A 22976-nucleotide genomic window follows, 5' to 3' on the forward strand; every position below is an offset into this window, starting at 1 on the left:
TCATTGATTTTCAATAATTCCTTGTTCGGTAAAATAATTCATGGCTCCAGGATGAAAATCGAGTGGAACTTGTTTGGTTGCTTCCTCTATTGAAATATCAGAAGCAGCCGGATGTGTATGCTGCAGTTCAGGCAGATGTTCATATAATGTTTTCACAAGATTGTATGCATGAGGGTCAGACATTTCCTTGTAGGTTACCAAGACGTTTTTAATTGAAATAGTTTGGACATTTTTCTTCATTCCCCTGTATGTATCTCTAGGAATTTCATCATGAGTATAAACTCCATATTGTTTCTGAAGACGTTCAATGATGTCTCCTGGTATTGGAATGAAAGATAGCTCCATTTGTTTGGATATGAAAGCGATTTCATTATTCGGAATTCCCGAAGAAAAGAAAGCTGCATCAATGGTACCATTTCGTAATGCTTCTGCGGATTGTGAAAAAGAAAGATAAGATAAATTCAATTGATCAGTCGGTAAATCAGATTCTAACAATACCCGCTCTGCAATAAGTCTTGTACCGCTTCCTGCCGTTCCCACACTAATGCGTTTACCAACTAAATCTTCTAAGGAATCCATATCATTTTGTTTAGCAGTAACAATTTGAACATAATTGGAATATAGGGCCGTTAAAGCTCTTAACTTGGATTTATCCGTCTCTGGCAAATCCAGTACATCCACTGTGGTAAAACCAATTTCTGCCCGATGGCGGCTAACCAATTCAGTATTTTCGATGGAAGCATCGGTTACCTGGGTTCCTGACACAGCTCCATTATATTTTTCATACATATTTGATAATCTTTGTCCTAATGAAAAATAAACACCAGTCATATCTCCAGTCCCAATGATTAGCATCCTATTATTTAAATCCTGTCCTTCAGAAGTTAGTTGACTCTGAATCAAGGTAGAAGCAGGTTTAGAAATTTCCTGCTGCTCATTCATAAAAGAACATCCTGTCATGAAACAAAATAACAAAGCGACTTTTATAAAGAGTGCTCCATTCTTCATCTTGGCCCTCCTTTCTTAATGAATTTAGATGCAAATATCATGCCAAGTCGATTTTCTGCTTTAATACGCAAATCCTGCCGATTTTTTGGGTGTTACTCAAGTATAAACCGGCAATTTTTTCCGGTTACACAGAAAAAAATGCCGGTTAACACGATAATCCTGTTATTCTCCTTTTGAAATGAGCTTGATTTTATCACGAAGGCTTCTTTCAGAAATTTTTAAGATTTGAGCTGTTTTTTGTCGATGGTTTTTACAATATTGAAGAGTCGCCGTTATGACCTTTTCTTCTATCTCTTTCATGGAAATGCCAATGGGAATCCTAAAACTGTTAAAATCGTCGTCATTGCCATCCGGCTGGAGAATGAACTTCTGTTCTTGTACATATTGCGGCAAATCGGTTTCTTCCATTCTTTTCGAGTTTGATAGGGCCACAGCATATTCTATAATGTTACCAAGCTCACGGACATTCCCAGGGTAATGATAATCCAGTAAAATTCGACGTGCGGTTGCCGAGAATGTCTTTTCTTCACGTTTCATATCCTTAGCGTGCTTTTTTAAAAAATAATCCATAAGGATCGGTAAATCTTCTTTTCTATCTCTTAAAGGCGGCATCGAGATGGGAATGACATTTAGCCTGAAATACAAATCCTCCCTAAATTCCCCCTCCATCACCATTTGCTCCAGGTTTTTATTGGCTGCACTTATAATCCGGACATCCAATGAGATTTTTGTATTGGATCCCAGTGGCGTCACTTCCCGTTCCTGCAATACCCTTAATAATTTAGCTTGAAGAGGAAGGGGCATTTCACTAATCTCATCCAGAAAAAGGATGCCTCCATTAGCAGCAACGAATTTCCCTTCCTTCCTCTGAGTTGCACCGGAAAATGCTCCCTTCTCGTAACCGAATAATTCAGATTCCAGCAGCATCTCAGGAATTGCTGCACAATTGACAATCTGCATGGGATTGTTTTTCCTTCTTCCCAGCGTATGGATGTTTCGGGCTACAAGCTCCTTACCAGTACCACTCTCACCCGTGATAAGAACACTGGAATCAATATCTTTCACTCTTTCTATCATTGAGAAAATACGTTGCATCGCCTTGCTGTTACCAAGGAAGTTACCAAATCTCTTTTGAATCTCTAATTCTTCATGCAATGTCTCCAATTGATTGGAAATCTGTTTGAATTCGGCTGCCCTCATCAAGAGCAAAGAAAGCTCTTCTATATTAATTGGCTTTTCAATATAGTAGTAGGCTCCTTTTTTTATAGCCTCGATGGAAGTTTCAATGGATGAATAGGCAGTCATCATGATGACTGTCACGTTAGGTGCTATTTGTTTGGTTTTCTGTAGGACATCAAGTCCACTTTTATTCCCTATTCTCAAATCAAGTAACACAATATCAAAGTGCTGATTCTCGATCTTTCGAAGACCCTCATCGGGGTCAGTAGTTGTTACGACTTGATAGGAATCTTCCAATGCAAAGCTAAGAGCGGTGCAAATAGCAGGTTCATCGTCAATCACCAATACATGCATTTTCATATTACTCCTCCTCTTTCCAGGCTTCTATTCGATATATAAAGGTAGTAAAATGGTGAATTTCGTTCCTGAATTAGGATAACTCTTCACATGGATATCTCCGTTATTCTCTTTAATTAGCCTATACGATAACGTAAGTCCCAAACCGACTCCCTTTTCTTTATTTGTGAAAAAAGGTTCGAAAATATGGTACAGTTCCTCCTGTTTCATCCCTTTTCCTGTATCGGATATGGTAATCCGCCCTGTCTTTTCGTTCTCTTTATCAATGGTGATATTAATGGTCTTTTCTTTTGTTTCTTCAACGGCATGAATCGAATTCAACACCAAGTTAAGAAGTACTTGTTGAATTTGTTGTAAATCTATATAAAAAATAAGGTCCTCCTCAATCGTCTGCTCGAAATTTATTTGGTTTTTTTCCATTGTCACCTTATGAAAAGCAAGTAATGATATAAGTTCATGAGCGTGACAATTGGTAATATTTGGAGGTTTCGGACGTGCATATTCAATTAAATCGGTAACAATCGCATTCAAACGATTAACTTCTGTAGGCAAGTGTTCCATTAGAACTTGTCGGAATTGAGGATTATCATATTTACTCGGAAGTAAATCAATGAATGTTTTTATCGATGTCAAAGGATTCCTTATTTCATGTGCGACGCCTGCAACGAGTTGACCAAGAGCGTGCAGCTTTTCTTGTGTGACCAATTTTTTCTCCAATGTTTTCTTTTCCGTCTCATCACTCATGGAAAGCAAATATCCGGTTTGTATATCTTCAGAATTGAACATCTTATGCATCGAATATGAAATCATCTTCTGTTCATTTTCCTCATTAAGTACCAAGGTCCGAAAAGAACCCGTGCGATTATTCTCCCTTTGTTCTTGATGTAAAGCTTCGAAATTCTTCATTAATTGTGAATGATTCATAAGATTCAGAATCATTTCCTTGGAAATGTTGAGAATGTCCGATGCCTTTGCATTGCAGCTGGTAATCACGAAATCGAGATCGAATGTGATGATTCCATTATTGATATTGTTTAAGATTTGATCTTTGAATGCTTCAGCGTTAGCGATGTTTTGCCTTTGTTTCTCTAAATCCTTATTTAATAAATGTAATTTTAACGTCTGGTTATGAACGGATTTTTTTAGCTTTTGATTCCATATGTAAATGAATAGAAGGATAAGGGCTACTGCAGTTAAGCTGATAATCAACCAGAATATGAATTGCTCCAGCCTAGCAATTTTTTGATTGGATTGTGGCATGACCCATTTATCAATTATCCCATTGATATTCCGGTTTGCTTTAAGTTCTGTCAGTGTATTATCCATCATGAAAAGAAGCGATTGATTCCCTTTTTTTACTGCAATCGTATAATCCGCCGGTTCAATGACTTCATCAAGAATGATGTAATTCTTTTCTTGGCGGAATTTTTTCAAATAGAAATCAGCAGTCCATTTGTTTCCGATGAATACATCTGCACGGTTGTTCAATAATGTTAAAATACCCGAGTATTGATTCGAAACGGTCGTTAAATTTGTATTCCTCATATTGAGAAAAGTACTGATTACTGGAGTGTTATGGTCAAGGACAACATGTGAATCACGTAGATCCGTTAACGTATGAATTTCCTGTTTCCTTTTACTAGGAATGATTATTGATTGGGACATTGTAAAATATGATTGAGTGAAATCAAGTCGGTTATCTTTTTCGGTATTATAGGTACTTCCAACAATGGCATCAATTGTTCCGTTACTCAAGGCTTTTTCGGCTTCTTCCATCCTCATCGGAATATATTTGAAATCTACGCCATTATATTTTGCTATTTCCTCCATTAAATCAATATTGATGCCTGTCAGCTCACCAGCTTCATTTTCAAATGAAAATGGAGGAAGAGCACTTTCTCCAGCAATTATAAAAGTCTTTTGTTCAGCAAAAACAGCGAGAGACCAAAGCGTTTGAACATAGACTATCATGCAAAATATACTTAGTTTAAACAGCTGCTTTTTAATTAAGAGCCCTCCTTCTGTGTCAACATCCTTGCAGTCATTGTTTCTCGGCTAAAACTAAAACACCATGATAATATACTTCTCCAATAAGGGCTTGAACCCTTTAAAATGCAAAGAATTCTTGACACAATCTAACAATTTCCTACAAAAAGTTGTGTAATTCTGTCTTAACAAATAAATTTAACCCCAGCAACCTTTGCTGGGGTTTAGGTTAGAGATAGACTTCTTATTTTAAATTAGAAGAAGAGCCAGTTTGCTTTTTTAAAAAATCCAGTTGATTTCAGAATTTCGCTCCCTTTCCGCCGCCTGTCTGCCAAGCCTCCTCGAAGCAAGCGTCTGTTTAGACTCTGCTAGCCAGTTATTCGGGCAGGAGTGTCGCATATTTCTTCAATCTAATGTGGGTTTCATTCTAAAAAAATGAAGGATAAGCATGTCTTTCTTTAAAATCATGGTTGGCATTGAGACACTTCGGAACATATAGATGCATTGGCATTTTTATGTTAAAGTAATTTCAATTTCAAGGCTTATTAACATTTGCCGTAACGCTCCAAGATGATAAGCTGAGTGGGCAGTGGTCGCATTTTCATTTGTCAGCCATTTTCCTAAATCGGAATTTCAAAAAAAGCCCAATTTCCCAGTATTAAATTGAGAAATTGGGCTTTTTTGTTACTCGATAAAAGCACCCTATAATGGAATAACACATTATTTTCATTACTTAGCTTCTTTAAGGATCATTACTTTTTTTCTTATCGAATATACTAATCCTTTAATCCCTTTCCATTGAGAATATTCTGCATGCATTTTTCAACTCTTGACTCTCGAGTTTTAGATTGTTTCGGTTGAGAAAAATGAAGAATGTATGCTCTTTGCCGTCCCGGGGTCAATGCTTCAAAAGCCGTTTTCAAGGCAGGGATTTCATCGAATTTGTTTTGAAGCTCATCAGGAATTATGAATTCTTCGTTCTTTTTAAAATTCACTTGCAAACCGGCTTTTTCAACTTCAATGGCCTCATGAATATAGGCTTTCAGAATGGTTTCCGTTGCAACTATTTCTTGAAGATTGGTGAACCGAATCTGGCGCGCCCCCTGTACATTCTCCGTTTGTTGGATTAGAATCCCATGGGTATCCTTTAACAAGGCACCTTTGTGAAACAGAAGCGCACAATATTCTTTAAATCCATGTATTAAAACGATGTTTTTTTTCTCAAACGTGTAACAAGGATGCATCCACTTAAATTCTTCGGTCAGCCCACAGTCAAGAACGATATTTCTCAGAGTCTCATATTCTTCCTTCCACTTTTTAGCTTTACCTAAAAATTCATCAACCTTAGGATTCATTCTACTATTTGTCATAACGAAACACTCCTCTTTCCGAGCAGTTTGCTTTTCTTATGCGTTAGCTAAAAACTAAAAAACAGGTTCAGAGATTTGATCTTACATTTCCTCTAACAATTTATTAAGATCTTCGCCCATTTTCGCCCAACCATATTTCGCACCATTGAACGCTTGATCTTCTTTTTCGAATCCTGATTGTTCAAGATGTAAATAGGTTGTTCCATCCTCGTGCTTTAATGTCCATGTGACTGTAGTGTTTATCCCACCACCTACCCAAGTGTAAGATAACTTATAAGGCTCCTCCACCTCAAGAACTTCGGAATCGATAACTAAATTCCACTGTTCATTCCGGAACTGAAATTTATGTCCGACGACAGGTCTAATATCATTAGCCATTACCCACTTCGCAAGAGTATTTGCATCCGTTAAGGCGAGCCATACCTTCTCGATTGGGCTCTTAAAATTAAAATCTTGTGATACTGTTAAATTCATCTTTTGTTCCTCCTCTAATATTTGGTTTAAAAGCAGCATTCTTTCACTCCAGAATTTCCTGTAAAACGATACCCAATCCTCAATTTCCCTCAACGGGGCAGCATTCAGCCGATAACGCGTTTCCCTGCCGATCTTTCTGCTGATTACGAGACCAGCCTCTTTAAGGATTGTCAAATGCTTTGAAACCGCAGTACGGCCCATTTCAAAATGTATAGTCAACTCATTGAGTGGCAATTCTTCCACGTCCGCCAACAAACGTAGCAATTTACGTCTTGTTGGGTCAGCGATGGCTGCATAAATATCACGCTCTTGATTTTTCCCGTTCAAAATCACCCCCCCTTTTACACCGATTGGTGTCTTTTATTATATGACACCAATCGGTGTCCTGTCAATTTTAGTATTGACACATGGTATTTGTTTTATTCTCCTATCATCAAGTATATAGGTTCCTTATTTTCTAGTTGTTCAAAAGATTAAGCTTCAACCTTATTAGATCCTTTTACAACTAAATTTCCCTGTTTGATACAGTACATTTGTTAAGAAACTAACACTTATACATAAATAACCAATTGTTAGCCGCTTTTTTTTGCAAAAGATCAGAATCGAATCGGGCATCCTAAAAAACTTCGTAATCTTGGAATTAAGCAGCGATATATCCTCATTGATAAGCAAAGTGGAAAGAATTTAACCGGCCTCAATATCAGGCAATGCTCTTAAACATTCGCGAGGGCGGAGATTTATTATTCCTTGATTCACTAGACAAATTGCAGAGATTATGATCGTATCATTCGAGAAAGGAAGTATATCCCCCGATATCCTAAAGCAGATATGAGACACATTTGATAGGAGGAAATCCAGAGGGTGAGGGTGATACGGGGGAATAATAGTGAACAAATTTTAAATTCTGCTTTCAAGTTGATTGGATCGGGTGTTCGAGACTCCTGCGGGAAAAGCGTGTCCAAGGAGACCCCGTAGGCGCAAGAGCGCCGAGGAGGCTCCCGGACCGCCCGCGGAAAGCGAGTGCCTGAAGAGGAAATCAATTACAAACCCTCGATATAATAAATTATTTGTCTATTTCAAGATTTTTTAACATTTGACGTAATGCTCCAAGATGATAAGCTGAGTGGGCAATGGTCGCATTTACATTTGTCAGCCATTTTCCTAAATCGATTGTATCGATTTCTTTGAAAAGAGTTACATATTCCTTATGTAATCCCTCCCTTATTTCCGCCCATTTCACCTCATCAACTTGAGCAATGGTCCAGCTTGCGTCCCAGTCTTTTTCAAAGTCTGTGCCACTAATCATTGTTCGGATTACCCATAAATAATACCGTGTGTGGTCTGAGTGAGCAGCAATTGTTGATCCATTTATGGAACGTGAAGCGTCTTCTGCGGTTAAACCATCAAGTGTCCCAAAAATCCCTGTATTCGGTCTTGAATCTGTATAATAGCTCCCATCATTTCCCGGTCCTTCAAACGTTTCTTTCAAAAGAATTTTTATCGAACTTTTCAACATCTCGCTCATCTCAAATCCCCCCAATTAATTTAATCGACTTCATTACTTTATAATACACTAAGACAAATCTATAATCGTTTATATTTTGTTAAATTAATCCAGAATTCCAAAAATTAAAGATTCACTCTAGGTATGGATTTTCCTTTTACTTTTAGTGCAGTTATGAACCTTAAATGGAATTTAACTTTGCTCTAAACGTGATAAAAAAAATAAAAAGGAAGGGCCTTCAGTTTATAGACAAAAGGACTTCGGAATTAATAAATTCAAAAAGAAGTCACTGGCAGCCTCAATTTTACGAACTAAATGGTTAGCTGGCATCAGTTGATATAAAGTAATCATTTCCAGTTGACTAGCTGAATGGAAAAATGTTTAGAAAGCATCCTCATTACCTCAAGTATTAGTAATTCCATTTTTAACAATGCAGACTTTAGGCAAAATGGTTCTATCTAAAAGTTTAAAACAAAGTTGATTGGAGCGGGTGTGCGAGACTTCTGCGGGAAAAGCTAGTCCAGGGGAGATCCCTTAGGCGCAAAGGCGCCGAGAAAGCTCCCGGACCGCCCGCGGAAAGCGAGTGCCTGGAGAGGAAATCAGCGTTCAAATTGTAAAAACCGTAAAAAAACTGTCGACAAAATCGATTTTTATCGAGTTTGTCGACAGTTTGAAGGCCATTCCTTAAATAAAAAGGAACGGCCTAAAATATTTATCTGTCTGAAAATGCTAAGTCTAAAGTTTTAGTAGCTTTTCAATCGCTCCTCCAGGGACACAATTCTAAACTTTAACTCTTGATTCGAGTCTAAGCCCCCTATTACAATTTGATTATCTTCCGTAATGGTGACATATCTGAAGGTTTCTTCGCCGTGAATCTTTATTTTTGTCTCCAATGTCGTTTCCATTTTTGCAAAAACTTGATCTGTGTATGTAAGCGGAAGAAGATCATCTAATCCTTCTTCGGGGCTGCCGAGCCACTTAAACATGAAATCTTTCAATGAATATTGTTCAATCATCGATAAATGATTTTTAAAAATTAATTTGTCAATTGTTATCTCTTTCAACTTAACCACTCCTCAATAGTATCTAAAGTTTATATGGATAAACTCATAACATCAAGGGCATTCCAATGACAAACCATTACATTTTGATTACTTGCTGACTAAATAAACCCTTTCCTTTGAAAAAATGGAGTTATGTTACCTTGAAAATAAATTGGAGAATGATTTTTTTAAAAAATACGACTAGGATTAACGTGTAGAGGGATTATTTTCTGAGATTTGCACGTTTTGGTATAGATGATTATCCGTGAAACAAGGATGTTCATTTCAGTCGAAAACAGCCTCCATTTGATTATGAAATGAAGGCTGTTTTTCTTATATGAAAAATGAATAAACTACTTTCAGTTAAAGCCATTAAATTATAATTCTTGTTTTCCTTTAACACCATTTATCGAATAGCTGATTTTAATGTTGGCATTTAATGAGTGATATACTGAACAGTACGTATTTTTGGATAATTGAATTGCACGGACCACTTTATCTTCAGGCAGATCACCCTCTAATAAATAGTGAATATGAAAATCGGTAAACCGTTTAGGATGATTTTCCGATCGTGCCCCTTCTATTTCTATTTGAAAGGCCTTTGTTTCAAATCGCATTTTTTTTAATATCATTACAATATCAATACCTGTGCACCCAGCAAGAGAATGTAAAAGTAACTCCGTGGGTCTGGCTCCGCTATTTTTTCCTCCTGCTTCTTCGGCAGCATCCATCTTAATTTCATGTCCCGACGGAGTTGTGCCAGAAAATGCCAGTTCCCCTGTCCATGTAATCATTGTCTTCATATATTTCAATTCCTCCCTTTCTTATTGTTTTGTTCTGTGAAAAATATTTCCCCAATGGGGTCAGTGCGTAAATATACAGTGCACTGGGCTTCTGGATTTCTTATACTCTAACTTTTGATGACTTTCCATACCTTATATTCTTCCCACAATACCTAATTAGTTAGTCATACTGTAGAATTTGAACATTGCCTTAAGGCACTCGCTTTCCATGGGTGGTCTTGCGCCCAGTGCGCCTCTGGACGCGCCCTTCCCGCAGGAGTCTAGAACACTTGTTCCAATCGACTTTGTATTAAATTTTAGATTGAAACACTCAAAAAAACATTCCAGGTGATTTCAGAAATCCGCTACCTTTCCGCTGACTGCCTGCCAAGCCTTCTCGACGCAAGCGTCTGTGGGGTCTCGGCTAGCCAGCTTTTCGGCAGGAGTGTCGCAAATTTCTTCAATCTATTCAGGGGTTCATCCATATATTTATGTGTAAAAACAAGATGGATAACTAAGTTTACCTATAGAACATGGTTGTGAGAGCTTTTCGAACCGCCATTTTTGGATATAATGGTTTTAAAATTTCGATAGAAACAGTTTAAGCTTGCAAAATGAAAGACATCATTTCTTCAATTACCAAGCAGTTTTATAGTTTCCTTCTCCACTCAAAGGAGTTTTATAACTATTATTTTCCCCATCTTGCCATGTGATATTGCCATTTTCATCTTTTAGGACGAACTTGAATTCATAAAATCGATTTTCGGCTAATAGAAATGTTCCACTCCAGCTGCCTTCTGTGCTTTGAGTGAGTTTATATTCGTAATCCTCAGGATTCCATCTGCCTATTTCTCCTCTATCCCCAATTAAGTAAACTCCATGTGTGGCAGGTACATTTTCAACTGTGAATGTAACTGGAATGGACATGCCTTTCAATTTATCAGCCATCATCCTGAACTCATTTGTTGGATTTCCTTCATCGTCGAATAAATAGGACATCCTTAGCAAGGTAAATCCCTCAAAATCATGGTTAAAAACCATTTCTGCTATATTGTCAAAGCCCGCTTCATTGTTGATCAGCGGGAGTGCATTTTCCCCGTTTAATGAAATTCCTTTTTCATTAGCCAAAGAAGCAATATGGGTCACCAACGTCTTAGGAGCGCTATATGAAGGCGCAGTATGTGCATCTTGATCTCCCATTTCCAAACAGGTGAACGTGAGGGCCATCTTCGATTTTTTAAATTGATTCAATAATTGGGAGTAGTTATAATACCCTGCACTATACTCTGCTGAATGCGGCAGTACTGGATCATTCATTTTCCAATGGACGCCTGAGATTTTAGCTCCAATTGGAACGCCAAAGACTTCATCAAAATGTTTATGGGCAAATTTAGAGATTTTTGCAAGATGCTTTTCGAGTGCACCTTGATACCATTGCATAAAGTCGTATCCAAATTGAGTGTCGATTGCTCCGCCCCTGGTGAAAAATTCATCCCCATTTCCTGGCGGCTGAACCTCTTTCCAGTTTTTATACGTTTTGCCCCAGGCAGCATTTAATTTTTTTATTGTTGAATATTTTTCTCTCATGTTAAGCCTGAAATCACGTTTCGCTCCTTCTGTATAAGCTTGGAGCTGTCCCCTTTCAGGATATTCCCAGCCATCAGCATTTTGATAGGAGGGGTATCTTAGTTCCCCAGCTGGCCCTGCACTTAAATATATTTTAGCTATTAAATCCTTCTTATCAGCAAAGTTCACTGCAAAGGATTTATACAATTCGTTGTACTGATCGGCTGTACCTTCCCACCATGGAGCAAGTACTTCCTTATTCCAGAAACCACTTTCACTTTTGAATGCCATGTTTTCTAGAGTGTCTTTATTCCAGAGCCAACTCGGGATGGGATAGTTGCAATCGTCCCCCACATTACCGCCGCATTGATGTGTAGACAAAATGGGCACCCATTTTAAACCAGAAGCTTTTACGGTATCAGCGTATTTTTTATAATAAGACCAATCAAACTGATTATCTTTTTTACTCTCGACTAATCCCCACCAAATATCTGTCGTTATTGCATATACTCCATTTTCCTTCAACTGGGTTAACTGTGCTTCAAATGCCTCCCAATCTGTTATTTCACCCAATGGGGCCATTACATAAAGCTTGTAATCTGGTTTTACTTCTGCTATTCCAGGTGTATTTGATAAAGGAACAAAATACAGCATAAAGGTAAAAACGCCAACAGATAATTTGTTCATAAAAACGCCAACCTTCCCCTATAACTTTATTCATTCGTTCATCGAAATCGCTTACATTCATTCGTTTTAATAAAGGAATTCCTATACTAGAAAGTATATTGCCTTTGGAAATATTTATCAATTATTCTGCCAGGGAAATTTAGTTCAAAACACAGCAAAGAAAAATGGATAGTCTAAGAGACTATCCAGCAGACTGTAGACAAACTCAATGAAAATCGAGTCTGTCTTTAGTTTTTTATGGTTTGTGCAATGAATGTTGCCTCCAGGCACTCGCTTTCTGTGGGCGGTCCGGGAGCCTCCTCGGCGCCTTTGCGCGGGGTCTCCCCTGGACGTGCTTTTCCCGCAGGAGTCTCGAACACCCGATCCAATCAACTTGTTTTAACTTTTAGATAGAACCCTTTTGTCTACAAGATGGATAGTCTAAGAGACTATCCAGAGCAGCTGGTTATAAAACGATATAAACATTATCATCTTCTATTTCAACATTGAATGTCCTAACGCAACCATTATCAGGTTTTTGGACTTCTCCATTCTTGACACTGATTTTCCAGTCATGCATCGGGCAAAAGACGTGATCACCACTTACAATACCTTCCACTAGAACCCCACCTTTATGTGGGCAACGATTTTCAATGGCCCGGAATTCACCATTTGCCAAATGAAAAAGAGCAATTTCATGAGAGCCTATGGTTACTGTTTTCCCCAGGTTTTTTGGCATCTCATTTACTGTTGAAACCTTTATCTTTTGAAGAGTTTTCCCCATTTAGGCTGCCCCCATATTCATTTATTTGATATAGCTGGAATTTTCACTTTTTGGAATAAACCGGTTTGGATTGCATTGCTCTCAATGATTTCTTTCCACGGTTCTTGCAATACGGATAAGGCCTCATCCAAGCGTTGATTAAGCTCCATCCTTTTTTGCTTATCACCAATAATCGCCTTAATGGTATCGAACCCTACACGCTCAACCCAGACAGATGTTCTTTCTAAATAATTGGCAGTCTCTCGATAATGTTGGATGTATGCACCCGTAATTTCAATTACCTCATCACTTGTTTTCACTTTGCATAATAATTCAGCAGCTCTTAAATGGGTTCCGCCGTTGCCGCCAATATAAATTTCCCATGCACCGTCCACTCCGACAACACCAAGATCTTTGATACCGGATTCAGCACAATTACGAGGACATGCCGACACAGCCATCTTAACCTTATGCGGTGTTCCTACACGTTCAAATTTCTTCTCCAGGGCAACGCCCAGCCCAATTGAATCTTGGGTGCCAAAGCGGCAAAAGTTTTCACCGACGCATGTTTTCACAGTTCGAAGGGTTTTTCCATAAGCATATCCAGAAGGCATATCCAGGTCAGCCCATACTTTTGGAAGGTCTTCTTTTTCAACGCCGAACAAATCTATTCTTTGCCCGCCTGTAACCTTAAGTAACTTAACATTATACTTATCGGCAACATTTGCTATTTTCCGTAATTGATCAGGGTTAGTGACACCTCCATACATTCTTGGCACAACGGAAAATGTACCATCCTTTTGAATATTTGCATGTAGCCTTTCATTGACATAGCGGGATTCTTTTTCATCTTCATATTCAACAGGATGGATCATGCCTAAGTAATAGTTCAGTGCCGGTTTACACTTCGAGCAACCATCACTTGTATTCCAGCCGAGAACATTCATGACTTCCCGAGTATGGGTCAGATTTTTTTCGCGTATTTCAGCAACAACCTCATCTCTGGATAATGTGGTGCACGTGCATATGGATTCCTTCTGGTTTGACTTACTGAATTCAGCGCCTAATGTCAGCTCGAGAATATCGCCGACTAACGGCTTACACCCTCCGCATGATCTCGAAGCACTTGTGCAGCCTTTTACTTCCTCAATACTTGTTAACCCATTAGATTCGATAGCCGTCATAATATCGCCCTTGGTTACTCCATTACAACCACAGATGATTTCCTCATTTGACATCGCAGTGACAAGACTAACACTAGTTTCACTCGTTCCAGCGTTTAAATATTCGGAAACCTCGGCATTTTTATTGATCATGCTCAATAGGTTATTGCTTTCCTTTGTATCCCCGAATAATACCGCACCAGAAATTTTTCCATTTCGAATCATTACTTTTTTGTAAGTGCCATTCCATTCATTAAATTCCTTGATTGATTTAGCTTGTTCATCCTCGAAAATTTCTCCAGCCGAAAATACATCAACACCAGATATTTTTAACTTAGTAGACAGCACTGAACCCTCGTAAGCTTTGTCTTCGAGGCCGCAAATCCTTTTGGCCAATACTTTGCCCTGTTCATATAGGGGAGCGACCAAACCATATACCATTTCACGGTGTTCCGCACATTCACCGACTGCAAAAATATTCGGGATTCTTGTCTCCATATAATCGTTCACGATAATTCCTCGATTGACAGGGATGCCGCAATCTTGGGCCATAGTAACATTTGGCTTAATCCCAACGGCCATGACCACTAAATCGGCGCTGATTTCCTCGCCATCACTAAAGCGCAATCCTTTGACATCAATTTCACCTAAAACCTCCTGAGTCTGTTTCCCAAGATAAAAATTCATCCCCTGGCTTTCAAGTTCCCTTTGCAGCATTTTTCCTGCTGCTGGATCTAACTGTCTATCCATCAAATATTCCGAAAGGTGAATAACATCTACCTGCATACCTAGATTCAAAAGACCCCTGGCTGCTTCAAGACCCAGTAATCCTCCACCAATGACAGCAGCCTTTTTGTTGTTTTTTGAATATTCGATCATTTTTTTACAGTCTTCAATATTTCGAAATGCTGTCACTCCTTTTTTATCAGCTCCGTTTATCGGTAAAATGAATGGGATTGATCCGGTAGCTAAAATTAATCGATCATATGCGACTTCACGATTTGCATCTGAATATATGATTTGCTTAGTGGTGTCGATGTTCGTGACAGTTTCACCTGAAAAAAGTGTAATATTGTTTTCTTTGTACCAGTTCCAATCATTTATTGTTATATCATCTATCGTCGTAGCCCCTTGCAATACATTCGATAGTTGGATTCGATCATAATTCGGATGCGGCTCACTTCCGAAGACAGTCACCTCAAACCTTTCCGGTTGAATTTTCAAAATTTCTTCTATACATCTTACTCCAGCCATACCATTCCCAATGAGTGCCAATTTCTGCTTAGCCATGTTTTGTCCTCCAATAAGATTTTTTTGAAAGGATGATATGATTGATTATAGGTGACGTCACTTTTTATTGCCACAAGTGTGTAATAAAATCTTACATAGTTTTTAAAAATTAATAATTAATGTTAGTTTTTATTACAAATATTCAGAAAATTAGGATATAATATCCTTATTGATCTAGCATAAATCCAAAATGAGGTGATTTTCATCGTCCAGCAAAAAGAAACTTATTTAGACAGAAAAGTAATTTCCATAGGGGTGGTCAGAGAATTAACCGGACTATCTGATAGACAAATCCGTTACTATGAAGAAAGAAAACTCGTTTTCCCCGAAAGATCTAAGGGGGGTAACCGTAAATACTCTTTTTCCGACGTTAAGGCATTAGTGGAAATTGCCGATAAAATAGAGGATGGAGTGCAAACCAATGAAATTAGGCAGGAAAAATTAAAAGAGAACAGAAAAATTGAACAGGAAAAAATGCGAAAAAAAATGCTGCAGGGCCAATTAAATGCACACTTTGGCCTACGCAATTGATTTTCGCTAAGCAACCGCAATTATAAGCCGATTCACTACATACCGTAACTATGCATATTTCAAACTTCGATTAGCCAGGTAACAAATTCACTTTACATCTATAAAAACTGGACATGATGACTTTCATGTCCAGTTTTCATTTTCATTACAGTAAAAGTTTTTTGGCTAATCATTCCTCTTCTAAGCGAACTCCTTATCTTTTGTCTTCTCTGAAAACCATGATAGCTTCTCGGATAATTTCACCACTTCTCCTATTACAATCATTGCGGGATTGGCAACCTGCTCTCTTGTAATAATCCCCACTATTGAGTCGATTGTTCCTGTAAAAGTTCGTTGAAAACCTGTCGTTCCTTGTTCAATGACAGCGATGGCGGTTTCAGGCTTCTTTCCGCAGGATTGTAATTGTTTACAGATATATGGCAGGTTTTTAATACCCATATAAATTGCAATGGTGTCAACACCATGTGCCAAATGATGCCAATTGATGTTATCAGGTTTGCCGGTCACGCAGTGTCCCGTGACAATTGCGAAGGAACTCCCCCATTCCCTGTGAGTCAAGGGAATTCCAGCATAAGCTGGCGCAGCGATTCCAGACGTGATTCCAGGAACTATTTCAAATTGAATTCCGTGCTTTACTAGTACTTCTGCTTCCTCACCGCCTCGTCCAAAGATGAAAGGATCTCCCCCTTTTAGACGAACAATCGTTTTTCCCTCCATTGATTTACTAATTAACAATTGGTGAATGTCCTCTTGAGGGACATAATGTTTACCAGGCGCTTTACCGCAATAAATATATTCAGCTTCAGGTTTACCGTATAAAAGCAATTCACGATTTACCAATCGATCATACAAGATGACATCCGCTTCCGCGATGCATTTGATTGCCTTGACAGTAATTAAGTCCGGATCACCAGGTCCGGCACCAACAATATAGACCTTACCTTTTTGCATCCTTTTTCCCCTTTTGTTGTTTAGTCATGAAAGCCCTGTGTAATTAGGCTCTGCTGTTCAATTATGATAAAACCAAAAATACATTATGATGAACGGGAAGAAAACCTCCCTTAATGAGACGTTAACTCAACTATTGGATGTACTTTTACAGCATTGACTTTAAAGCCAGGCATTTTGCATGTCGGGTCTAAATCCTGTGAAACGAGGCGATTGACATTTTGTGAGTCTGCCCAATGAAAAGGAACGAAAATTGTATCATGGCGAATGGTTGCTGACCATTTGCTTCTTACAACAATACTTCCCCGCCTTGATTCGATTTTCACCAATGTATTGTCTGGAATATGATATTTCTTTGCTGTTTCCGGATGGATTTCCATATATGATTCGAAATTTCTTGCGGCTAATGATGAGCTTTTTCTCGTTTGTACTCCTGTTAAATAATGTGACATGATTCTCCCTGTTGTTAAATAAAGGGGAAAATCCGTACATGGCTGTTCTTTTGGAACAAGAGGCACATTATTAACCACAACCATGGCCGCTTTTCCATCCGGATGGGCAAAGGACTTTTCGAATAACCTTTTTGTCCCTTTATGGTCAATGGTTGGGCATGGCCACAATATGCCTCCTTCTTTTCTTAATCGATCATATGTTATACCATAATAATCAGCGGTCCCCCCGCGGCTTGCCACTCTCAATTCTTCGAAAATCTCTTTCGCAGATTGAAAGGGGAAATACTCCTCTTTTCCAAGAGCTTTTGCTATATCACAAATGATTTGCCAATCATGCTTCACTTCCCCAGGGGAGGAAAAACTGGCTTCCCGCAAGGTCACCCGTCCTTCTAAATTTGTCATCGTTCCTTCATCCTCTAAATAAGACGAAGTAGGTAAAATTAAATCTGCCAATCTAGCAGTTTCAGAAACGAACATGTCTACTGCGACAAGAAACTTTAATTTTTTCAAAGCCTTTTTGACAAAGTTAGCATTGGGATTTGAAACAATTGGATTGGAACACATTAAAAACATACCTGTAATTTCACCTTCATTTATCTTCTCTATCAATTCGTATGCCGATACGCCTTTACGCGGCAAATCGGCTTCATCAATTCCCCATATTCTTGCAATATGTAATCTATGTTCCTCATTTTCAATCATACGATACCCCGGCAGCTGGTCAGCCTTTTGGCCATGTTCTCTTGCTCCCTGCCCATTTCCCTGTCCAGTGATAGCTCCATAACCCGAATTCATTTTTCCTATTTTCCCTGTAGCAATAAGAATATTAAGAAAATTACGAACGGCGGCCGAACCATCTGTTTGCTGTTCAACTCCCCTTGCTGTAAAAATCATTCCTGATTCTTCTTTACCGAACATTGTAGCCGCTTTTTGAATTTGGTCGCTAGGCACCCCTGTCATTTCTGCAATTTCCTCCAACTTTAAAGATGTAACATACTCTTTAACTTCGTTGTAGCCATTTGCACGGTCCCGGATAAATGCTTCATCAGTAAAACCTTCTTCAATGATCACTTTCAATAATCCGTTTGCCAAGGCGGCATCCATCCCTGGTTTTACTTTTAGATGTAAGTCGGCCATTTTCGTTGTTGCTGTTTCTCTTGGATCTACAGCAATGATATATGCCCCATTTTGTTTCGCTTTTTCGAAGTATGGCATGATTGTCGGCTGGCATTCCGCAATATTCGTGCCCGCCAAGATAATGCACTTTGTGAACGGAACCTCTGATAAGCTGTTGGTTAGGCCCCTGTCCATACCAAACGTTTGGCTTGCTGCCGAAGCAGCTGCGGACATGCACAATCGGCCATTATAATCTATATACTTTGTTTTTAAAGCTACTCTTGCAAATTTTCCAAGCAAATATGCTTCTTCATTTGAAATGGATGCACTCCCATATACAGATAAGGCATTTACACCATCTTCCGCTTGAATTCTTGTGAAATTCTCCTTAATGTGATTTAATGCCTCCTCCCAAGATATTCGAATAAATTCACCATTTTTTTTAAGTAATGGGTATTTGATTCGGTCGTTATGCAATGCATGTTGGTGTGCATTCATTCCTTTAATGCATAAGCGCCCCTCTGAGGTTGGATTATCTTTTCCAATCGTCATATACTTTTTTCTTGTCACTATTGTTTGTTCCAACAGCTGCATCTTACATTGCATACTGCAAAATGGACATTGTGTTTCATATCGTTTTTCTGATTGGACCTCTTGTTGCTTCGTGCGGAAATATTTTAATAATAATTCAGTCAAGGCTGCTCACCCTCTACTCTTTGATTTCTTCTGATACAAACATTATCCGTTTATCTAAAGGTATTTCCACTTAGTTCATTCACTCATCTACGCCATTTCCAATCGTTGAGATAGTTGCTGGCTAAGTTCATTATCAAACAAAACTTCTCTAACATGAATTAAACCCACTCGTTCAATCCATTGCCAAGTCCGTTCTAAGTAATTGGCTGTTTCACGATAATATTGAATAAAGCCGATGATGATTTCAATTGCTTCATCATTTGTCCCGGCTATACATAACAGTTCACCGGCACGAATATTACGTCCGCTGCTTCCGCCCACATATATTTCCCAGCCCCTGTCAACGCCCATGACACCTATATCTTTCGTTGTTGATCCTGCACCGTTATGCATACAAGCAGATATGCCCATCTTAATACGATAAGGTGTTGATACATGCTCCAATCTTTTTTCCAAATCTACAGCAAGTAAAAGGGATTGCTGTTTTTCACAAGAGCAAACATTCTCACCGATACATGTTTTGACGTTTTGAACGGTGTTACCATATTTCGAACTTAACGGCATGTCTAAATCAGCCCACACACCTGGAAGGTCTTCTTTTTTCACACCCATTAAATGAATCCTTTGTTCACTTGTTACCGCCACATGAGATATATCATATTTATCTGCAACATTTGCAATTTTTCGCAAGTCTTTCGCATTCGTCATCCCGCCGTACATTTGCGGGATGATAGAGTATCGATTATCACTTTGAACTGTTGCATTCTTTTTTTCATTTATGAATAGGGTTTGCTGCCTGATCTCGTATTCTGGGTGAATCATCCCTAAATAATAGCTAAGGGCCGGCCGGCAAGTTGAACAGCCTCCGTCATTTCCCCATTGAAGAACATCCATTGCTTCTTCGACAGTTTTTAAGTCTTGGAGCTGCATTTTATACACGACTTCATCTTCCGTTAATGTAGTACATGAGCAAAACGCAGTTTGTTTCTCATCCTGAGTAGAGAGATTACTTTGAATATAGGTCAAAAGCTCGGTGACTGCCGGCTTACATCCACCGCAAGAACCGGTAGCCTTTGTGCATTGTTTAACTTGTTCCACTGTTGTTAATCCCTTTTTTTGAACCGCTTCAATGATTGCACCTTTTGAAACAGCATTACAATTGCACATGATTTCATAGTTTGCCATCGAAGCGATTATTCCCTCACCCGTACTTGGTGATTGGAACAGTGCACGCTTTTCCTCTGATGATACTAATTGGCGCTTTAAAATCATATCGAGTAATCGCGAGCTGATGTTTGTATCTCCATACAGCACAGCACCTATTATTTTTTTCCCTTGAAAAACCACCTTTTTATAAACACCATCTAATTCATCAATAGTTGTGATTGATTTCGTTGTTACATCACCAAGGAAATCTCCAACAGAGAATAACTCAACTCCTGATATTTTCAACTGGGTTGACAGGACCGAGCCTTGGTATCCGTTGCATTTCATCTCACAAATATGCTTTGCCAGCACTTCACCCTGTTCATATAGAGGTTTCACCAGTCCATAAACAATGCCTTGATGTTCAGCACATTCACCAACCGCATAAATATTTGGGATGCTGGTTTCTAAATAATCGTTTACAATAATGGCACGATTTGTATCAATTCCGCTTTCTTTGGCCAACTGAATATTCGGTCTGACTCCCACAGCCATAACGACCAAATCTGCTTCCAGCTCCGTTCCGTCTTTAAAACGGACGCGCTCTACACGTTCGTTGCCGATTAACTCCTGTGTTTCCTTTTTCAAAAGAAAATTCATTCCCTGGTTTTCCAACTCTTTTTGCAGCAAAAGTGATGCCTTTGAATCAAGCTGCCTTTCCATTAAATGGTCAGCAATATGAACGACATGCACTTCCATACCAAGGTTTAACAGCCCTCTCGCTGCTTCTAAACCTAATAAACCACCTCCGATAACGACAGCTTTTTTATATTTGCGTGAAGTTTCAATCATCTTTTGGCAATCTTCAATCGTCCGAAATGCTATGACGCCTTCTTTATCAACACCGGTAACAGGAAGAATAAACGGGACAGAACCTGTGGCAATTATCAGCTTATCGTAGTAAACTTCCCGTGCTTTGTCCGTTTTTAACTTCCGAGTCTCTTTATCAATTTTTACAACCGTTTCCCCTGTGAACAATTGGATATTGTTCTTCGTATACCAGTTTCGATCATTTATCGTAATATCTTCAAAAGAAGTGTTGCCTTGGAGCACAGTCGACAATAAGATTCGGTTATAGTTGACGTGTGGTTCACTGCCGAAAACAGTAATCTCAAAAGCAGCCGGATCATTCCTGATAATTGATTCAACACAGCGTAATCCCGCCATTCCGTTGCCTATAAGGACCAGTTTTTGTTTAAACATTTTATCCCCCCAATTAAGTACTGAAACAAGCCGATATAATTTGTAAACAAAATTCTAAATCTTAACTGAATTCTTTCCGAGTACCCACGTTTTTTTCCATGAAAGCTGAGCTAGACCCAGGATAAGCAACGCCGCGATTCCAACTGCGGAAAATACTAAAAATCCTGTAGCATATGTGCCAGTAATCTGTTTTAACGTTCCTAGTATGTTTGGAACCAAGAATCCGCCAACACCTCCGGCAGCTCCTACAATTCCTGTGATAAAACCAATTTCTTTAGAAAACCGCTGTGGAACTAACTGAAAGACAGCCCCGTTGCCCATACCGAGAAATAGCATTCCGATGAACAACAGAATCGTAACGACAGTAAGGGAATAAAGAAAACTAATCCCAAACATACATAATGTGAGTCCAATAAATAAAAACATAAGCAGCTTAACTCCACCTATTTTATCGGCAATATATCCTCCGACGGGACGAAAGAAGCTTCCGGCGATGACACATAATGTAACAAATTCCCCAGCCCTAATTCGTGTTAGCCCATACTCATCAACAAAAAAGATGCTTAAAAAGCTGGTAAACCCGACAAAGCCCCCAAAAGTCACACTGTAAAGAATACAGAAATACCAGGTATCCCTTATTTTAAATACATTGAAATATTCCTTGAGCGGTTTTGCAGGCGGTTGAGATGGTGCGTCTTTTGCGATTAAAATATAAATGACAAACACGATGGTTAAAGGAATCAAAGCTAATCCCATAACATTATGCCAGCCAAGAGACTCTGCAATACGCGGTCCAAACAATGTCGCAAAAAGAGTTCCGCTGTTACCGGCTCCCGCAATGCCCATCGCTAGACCCTGCAAATGCGGAGGGTACCAGCGGCTGGCCATTGGAAGTGCTGCAGCAAAACTTGCACCTGCCACTCCGAGCAAAATCCCAATTATATAAAGCTCGGCTAAACTTTCTCCGAATAACCAACCCCAAAAAAGCGGAATCATCGTAACAAGCATCCCGCCGATCGCTGTTTTCCGCGGGCCGATGCGATCAGTCAAAAAACCTAGGACGATTCGAAAAAACGAGCCTCCCAAAATCGGAATAGCCACAATCAAGCCTTTTTCAGCTGGGGAAAGCCCGAAATCCCTTGTAATATAGACACCAAGTGCACCTAATAATACCCAAATCATAAAACTGATATCAAAATAAAGGAATGAAGCTAATAATGACGGAGCATGACCGCTTTTTTTCAATTCAGATATTTTCACTTTTCATCTCTCCAATACTTTATTAATTGAATATTCGTTTATTTTACTCTTATAAAAGCAAGATTTCTTTGTTTATGTCAGAAAACATTACACACTTTTTTTATGAGTTATAAAATGTGAATACTTTGAAGTCGTTATTGGTTAAAATTTAATAATTTCATTTCGTTTTTCCTATATAAATCGAATGATAATGTGGTTTACTTAGGTGAGGTGTAGTCCCAAGCTTGTTTAACTTTTCAGTTATGGCAGGAGATATACCAAAGGTACCTCCAATAACTTTTCAATTATCTCCATACAAAAAAAGAGAAGCCTAATGCTTAAGCTTCTCTTCCAGACTGTAGATCAACACGACTATTTAATTGAGTTTGTTTACAGTTTTAATATTTGTCCGTTAATTTCCACTCCAGGCACAC

Annotated in this window: 16 protein-coding genes and 1 pseudogene; 1 reads left to right on the forward strand and 16 read right to left on the reverse strand. The window is 38.8% G+C overall.

Annotation, left to right across the window (positions count from 1 at the left end; all coding sequences use genetic code 11):
- From ACIROD_RS00195 to nirB (ACIROD_RS00250), 12 genes and pseudogenes are all read right to left on the reverse strand, one after another.
- A complete protein-coding gene (locus ACIROD_RS00195; RefSeq protein WP_260357689.1) occupies nucleotides 1-1008 on the reverse strand; it encodes a TAXI family TRAP transporter solute-binding subunit in 1008 nt (335 codons plus the stop codon).
- A gap of 162 nt (nucleotides 1009-1170) precedes the next feature.
- Nucleotides 1171-2547 carry a sigma-54-dependent transcriptional regulator gene (locus ACIROD_RS00200; RefSeq protein WP_260357690.1) on the reverse strand — a complete coding sequence of 459 codons (1377 nt, stop codon included), beginning with the start codon at nucleotides 2545-2547 and terminating at the stop codon, nucleotides 1171-1173.
- Between the two features lie 24 nt (nucleotides 2548-2571).
- Nucleotides 2572-4515 (reverse strand): transporter substrate-binding domain-containing protein, encoded by a 1944-nt coding sequence (locus ACIROD_RS00205; protein WP_402937045.1) that lies wholly within the window; start codon nucleotides 4513-4515, stop codon nucleotides 2572-2574.
- Between the two features lie 791 nt (nucleotides 4516-5306).
- A complete protein-coding gene (locus ACIROD_RS00210; RefSeq protein WP_402937047.1) occupies nucleotides 5307-5900 on the reverse strand; it encodes a YdeI/OmpD-associated family protein in 594 nt (197 codons plus the stop codon).
- A gap of 81 nt (nucleotides 5901-5981) precedes the next feature.
- Nucleotides 5982-6374: an SRPBCC family protein gene (locus ACIROD_RS00215; protein ID WP_402940038.1), complete on the reverse strand. Its 393-nt coding sequence runs from the start codon at nucleotides 6372-6374 to the stop codon at nucleotides 5982-5984.
- Nucleotides 6375-6467: 93 nt separating this feature from the next.
- Nucleotides 6468-6707, reverse strand: a pseudogene (locus ACIROD_RS00220) (ArsR/SmtB family transcription factor); the annotation flags it as partial.
- A 730-nt stretch (nucleotides 6708-7437) separates the two neighbouring features.
- Nucleotides 7438-7899 carry a hypothetical protein gene (locus ACIROD_RS00225; protein WP_402937049.1) on the reverse strand — a complete coding sequence of 154 codons (462 nt, stop codon included), beginning with the start codon at nucleotides 7897-7899 and terminating at the stop codon, nucleotides 7438-7440.
- A 722-nt stretch (nucleotides 7900-8621) separates the two neighbouring features.
- Entirely contained in the window at nucleotides 8622-8942 is a 321-nt protein-coding gene (locus ACIROD_RS00230) for a hypothetical protein (protein ID WP_063593579.1), read from the reverse strand.
- Nucleotides 8943-9298: 356 nt separating this feature from the next.
- Nucleotides 9299-9724 carry an OsmC family protein gene (locus tag ACIROD_RS00235; protein ID WP_101222189.1) on the reverse strand — a complete coding sequence of 142 codons (426 nt, stop codon included), beginning with the start codon at nucleotides 9722-9724 and terminating at the stop codon, nucleotides 9299-9301.
- A gap of 615 nt (nucleotides 9725-10339) precedes the next feature.
- A complete protein-coding gene (locus ACIROD_RS00240) occupies nucleotides 10340-11956 on the reverse strand; it encodes a family 14 glycosylhydrolase (protein ID WP_402937052.1) in 1617 nt (538 codons plus the stop codon).
- 445 nt (nucleotides 11957-12401) lie between these two features.
- The gene (gene nirD / locus ACIROD_RS00245) at nucleotides 12402-12719 is read right to left on the reverse strand and encodes a nitrite reductase small subunit NirD (RefSeq protein WP_101222192.1); all 318 of its coding nucleotides are present in this window, start codon (nucleotides 12717-12719) and stop codon (nucleotides 12402-12404) included.
- Nucleotides 12720-12736: 17 nt separating this feature from the next.
- Entirely contained in the window at nucleotides 12737-15151 is a 2415-nt protein-coding gene (gene nirB, locus ACIROD_RS00250; RefSeq protein ID WP_402937054.1) for a nitrite reductase large subunit NirB, read from the reverse strand.
- Between the two features lie 204 nt (nucleotides 15152-15355).
- Between nirB (ACIROD_RS00250) and ACIROD_RS00255 the strand changes: the two genes are divergently transcribed.
- Nucleotides 15356-15682 carry a MerR family transcriptional regulator gene (locus ACIROD_RS00255; protein ID WP_101222264.1) on the forward strand — a complete coding sequence of 109 codons (327 nt, stop codon included), beginning with the start codon at nucleotides 15356-15358 and terminating at the stop codon, nucleotides 15680-15682.
- 180 nt (nucleotides 15683-15862) lie between these two features.
- On the opposite strand, the gene cobA is transcribed toward ACIROD_RS00255, so the two are convergent.
- The 4 genes from cobA to ACIROD_RS00275 form a co-directional block, all read right to left on the reverse strand.
- Nucleotides 15863-16633, reverse strand: a complete 771-nt coding sequence (cobA, locus tag ACIROD_RS00260) for a uroporphyrinogen-III C-methyltransferase (protein ID WP_402937056.1) — start codon at nucleotides 16631-16633, stop codon at nucleotides 15863-15865.
- Between the two features lie 110 nt (nucleotides 16634-16743).
- On the reverse strand, nucleotides 16744-18894 hold the full coding sequence (gene nasC / locus ACIROD_RS00265; protein WP_402937058.1) for an assimilatory nitrate reductase catalytic subunit NasC: 2151 nt from the start codon (nucleotides 18892-18894) through the stop codon (nucleotides 16744-16746).
- 87 nt (nucleotides 18895-18981) lie between these two features.
- Nucleotides 18982-21303, reverse strand: a complete 2322-nt coding sequence (gene nirB / locus ACIROD_RS00270; protein WP_402937060.1) for a nitrite reductase large subunit NirB — start codon at nucleotides 21301-21303, stop codon at nucleotides 18982-18984.
- 54 nt (nucleotides 21304-21357) lie between these two features.
- Nucleotides 21358-22563: a nitrate/nitrite transporter gene (locus ACIROD_RS00275; RefSeq protein WP_101222197.1), complete on the reverse strand. Its 1206-nt coding sequence runs from the start codon at nucleotides 22561-22563 to the stop codon at nucleotides 21358-21360.
- Nucleotides 22564-22976: the final 413 nt, after the last annotated feature.

Source organism: Peribacillus sp. NPDC101481, assembly GCF_044767165.1.
Classification (GTDB): Bacteria; Bacillota; Bacilli; order Bacillales; family DSM-1321; genus Peribacillus.

Excerpts from the sequence above, each read along its gene's own strand:
- ACIROD_RS00195 (WP_260357689.1), bottom strand. The coding sequence starts at position 1,008 with ATGAAGAATGGAGCACTCTTTATAAAAGTCGCTTTGTTATTTTGTTTC.
- ACIROD_RS00200 (WP_260357690.1), bottom strand. The coding sequence starts at position 2,547 with ATGAAAATGCATGTATTGGTGATTGACGATGAACCTGCTATTTGCACC.
- ACIROD_RS00205 (WP_402937045.1), bottom strand. The coding sequence starts at position 4,515 with ATGATAGTCTATGTTCAAACGCTTTGGTCTCTCGCTGTTTTTGCTGAA.
- ACIROD_RS00210 (WP_402937047.1), bottom strand. The coding sequence starts at position 5,900 with ATGACAAATAGTAGAATGAATCCTAAGGTTGATGAATTTTTAGGTAAA.
- ACIROD_RS00215 (WP_402940038.1), bottom strand. The coding sequence starts at position 6,374 with ATGAATTTAACAGTATCACAAGATTTTAATTTTAAGAGCCCAATCGAG.
- ACIROD_RS00225 (WP_402937049.1), bottom strand. The coding sequence starts at position 7,899 with ATGAGCGAGATGTTGAAAAGTTCGATAAAAATTCTTTTGAAAGAAACG.
- ACIROD_RS00235 (WP_101222189.1), bottom strand. The coding sequence starts at position 9,724 with ATGAAGACAATGATTACATGGACAGGGGAACTGGCATTTTCTGGCACA.
- ACIROD_RS00240 (WP_402937052.1), bottom strand. The coding sequence starts at position 11,956 with ATGAACAAATTATCTGTTGGCGTTTTTACCTTTATGCTGTATTTTGTT.
- nirD (WP_101222192.1), bottom strand. The coding sequence starts at position 12,719 with ATGGGGAAAACTCTTCAAAAGATAAAGGTTTCAACAGTAAATGAGATG.
- nirB (WP_402937054.1), bottom strand. The coding sequence starts at position 15,151 with ATGGCTAAGCAGAAATTGGCACTCATTGGGAATGGTATGGCTGGAGTA.
- cobA (WP_402937056.1), bottom strand. The coding sequence starts at position 16,633 with ATGCAAAAAGGTAAGGTCTATATTGTTGGTGCCGGACCTGGTGATCCG.
- nirB (WP_402937060.1), bottom strand. The coding sequence starts at position 21,303 with ATGTTTAAACAAAAACTGGTCCTTATAGGCAACGGAATGGCGGGATTA.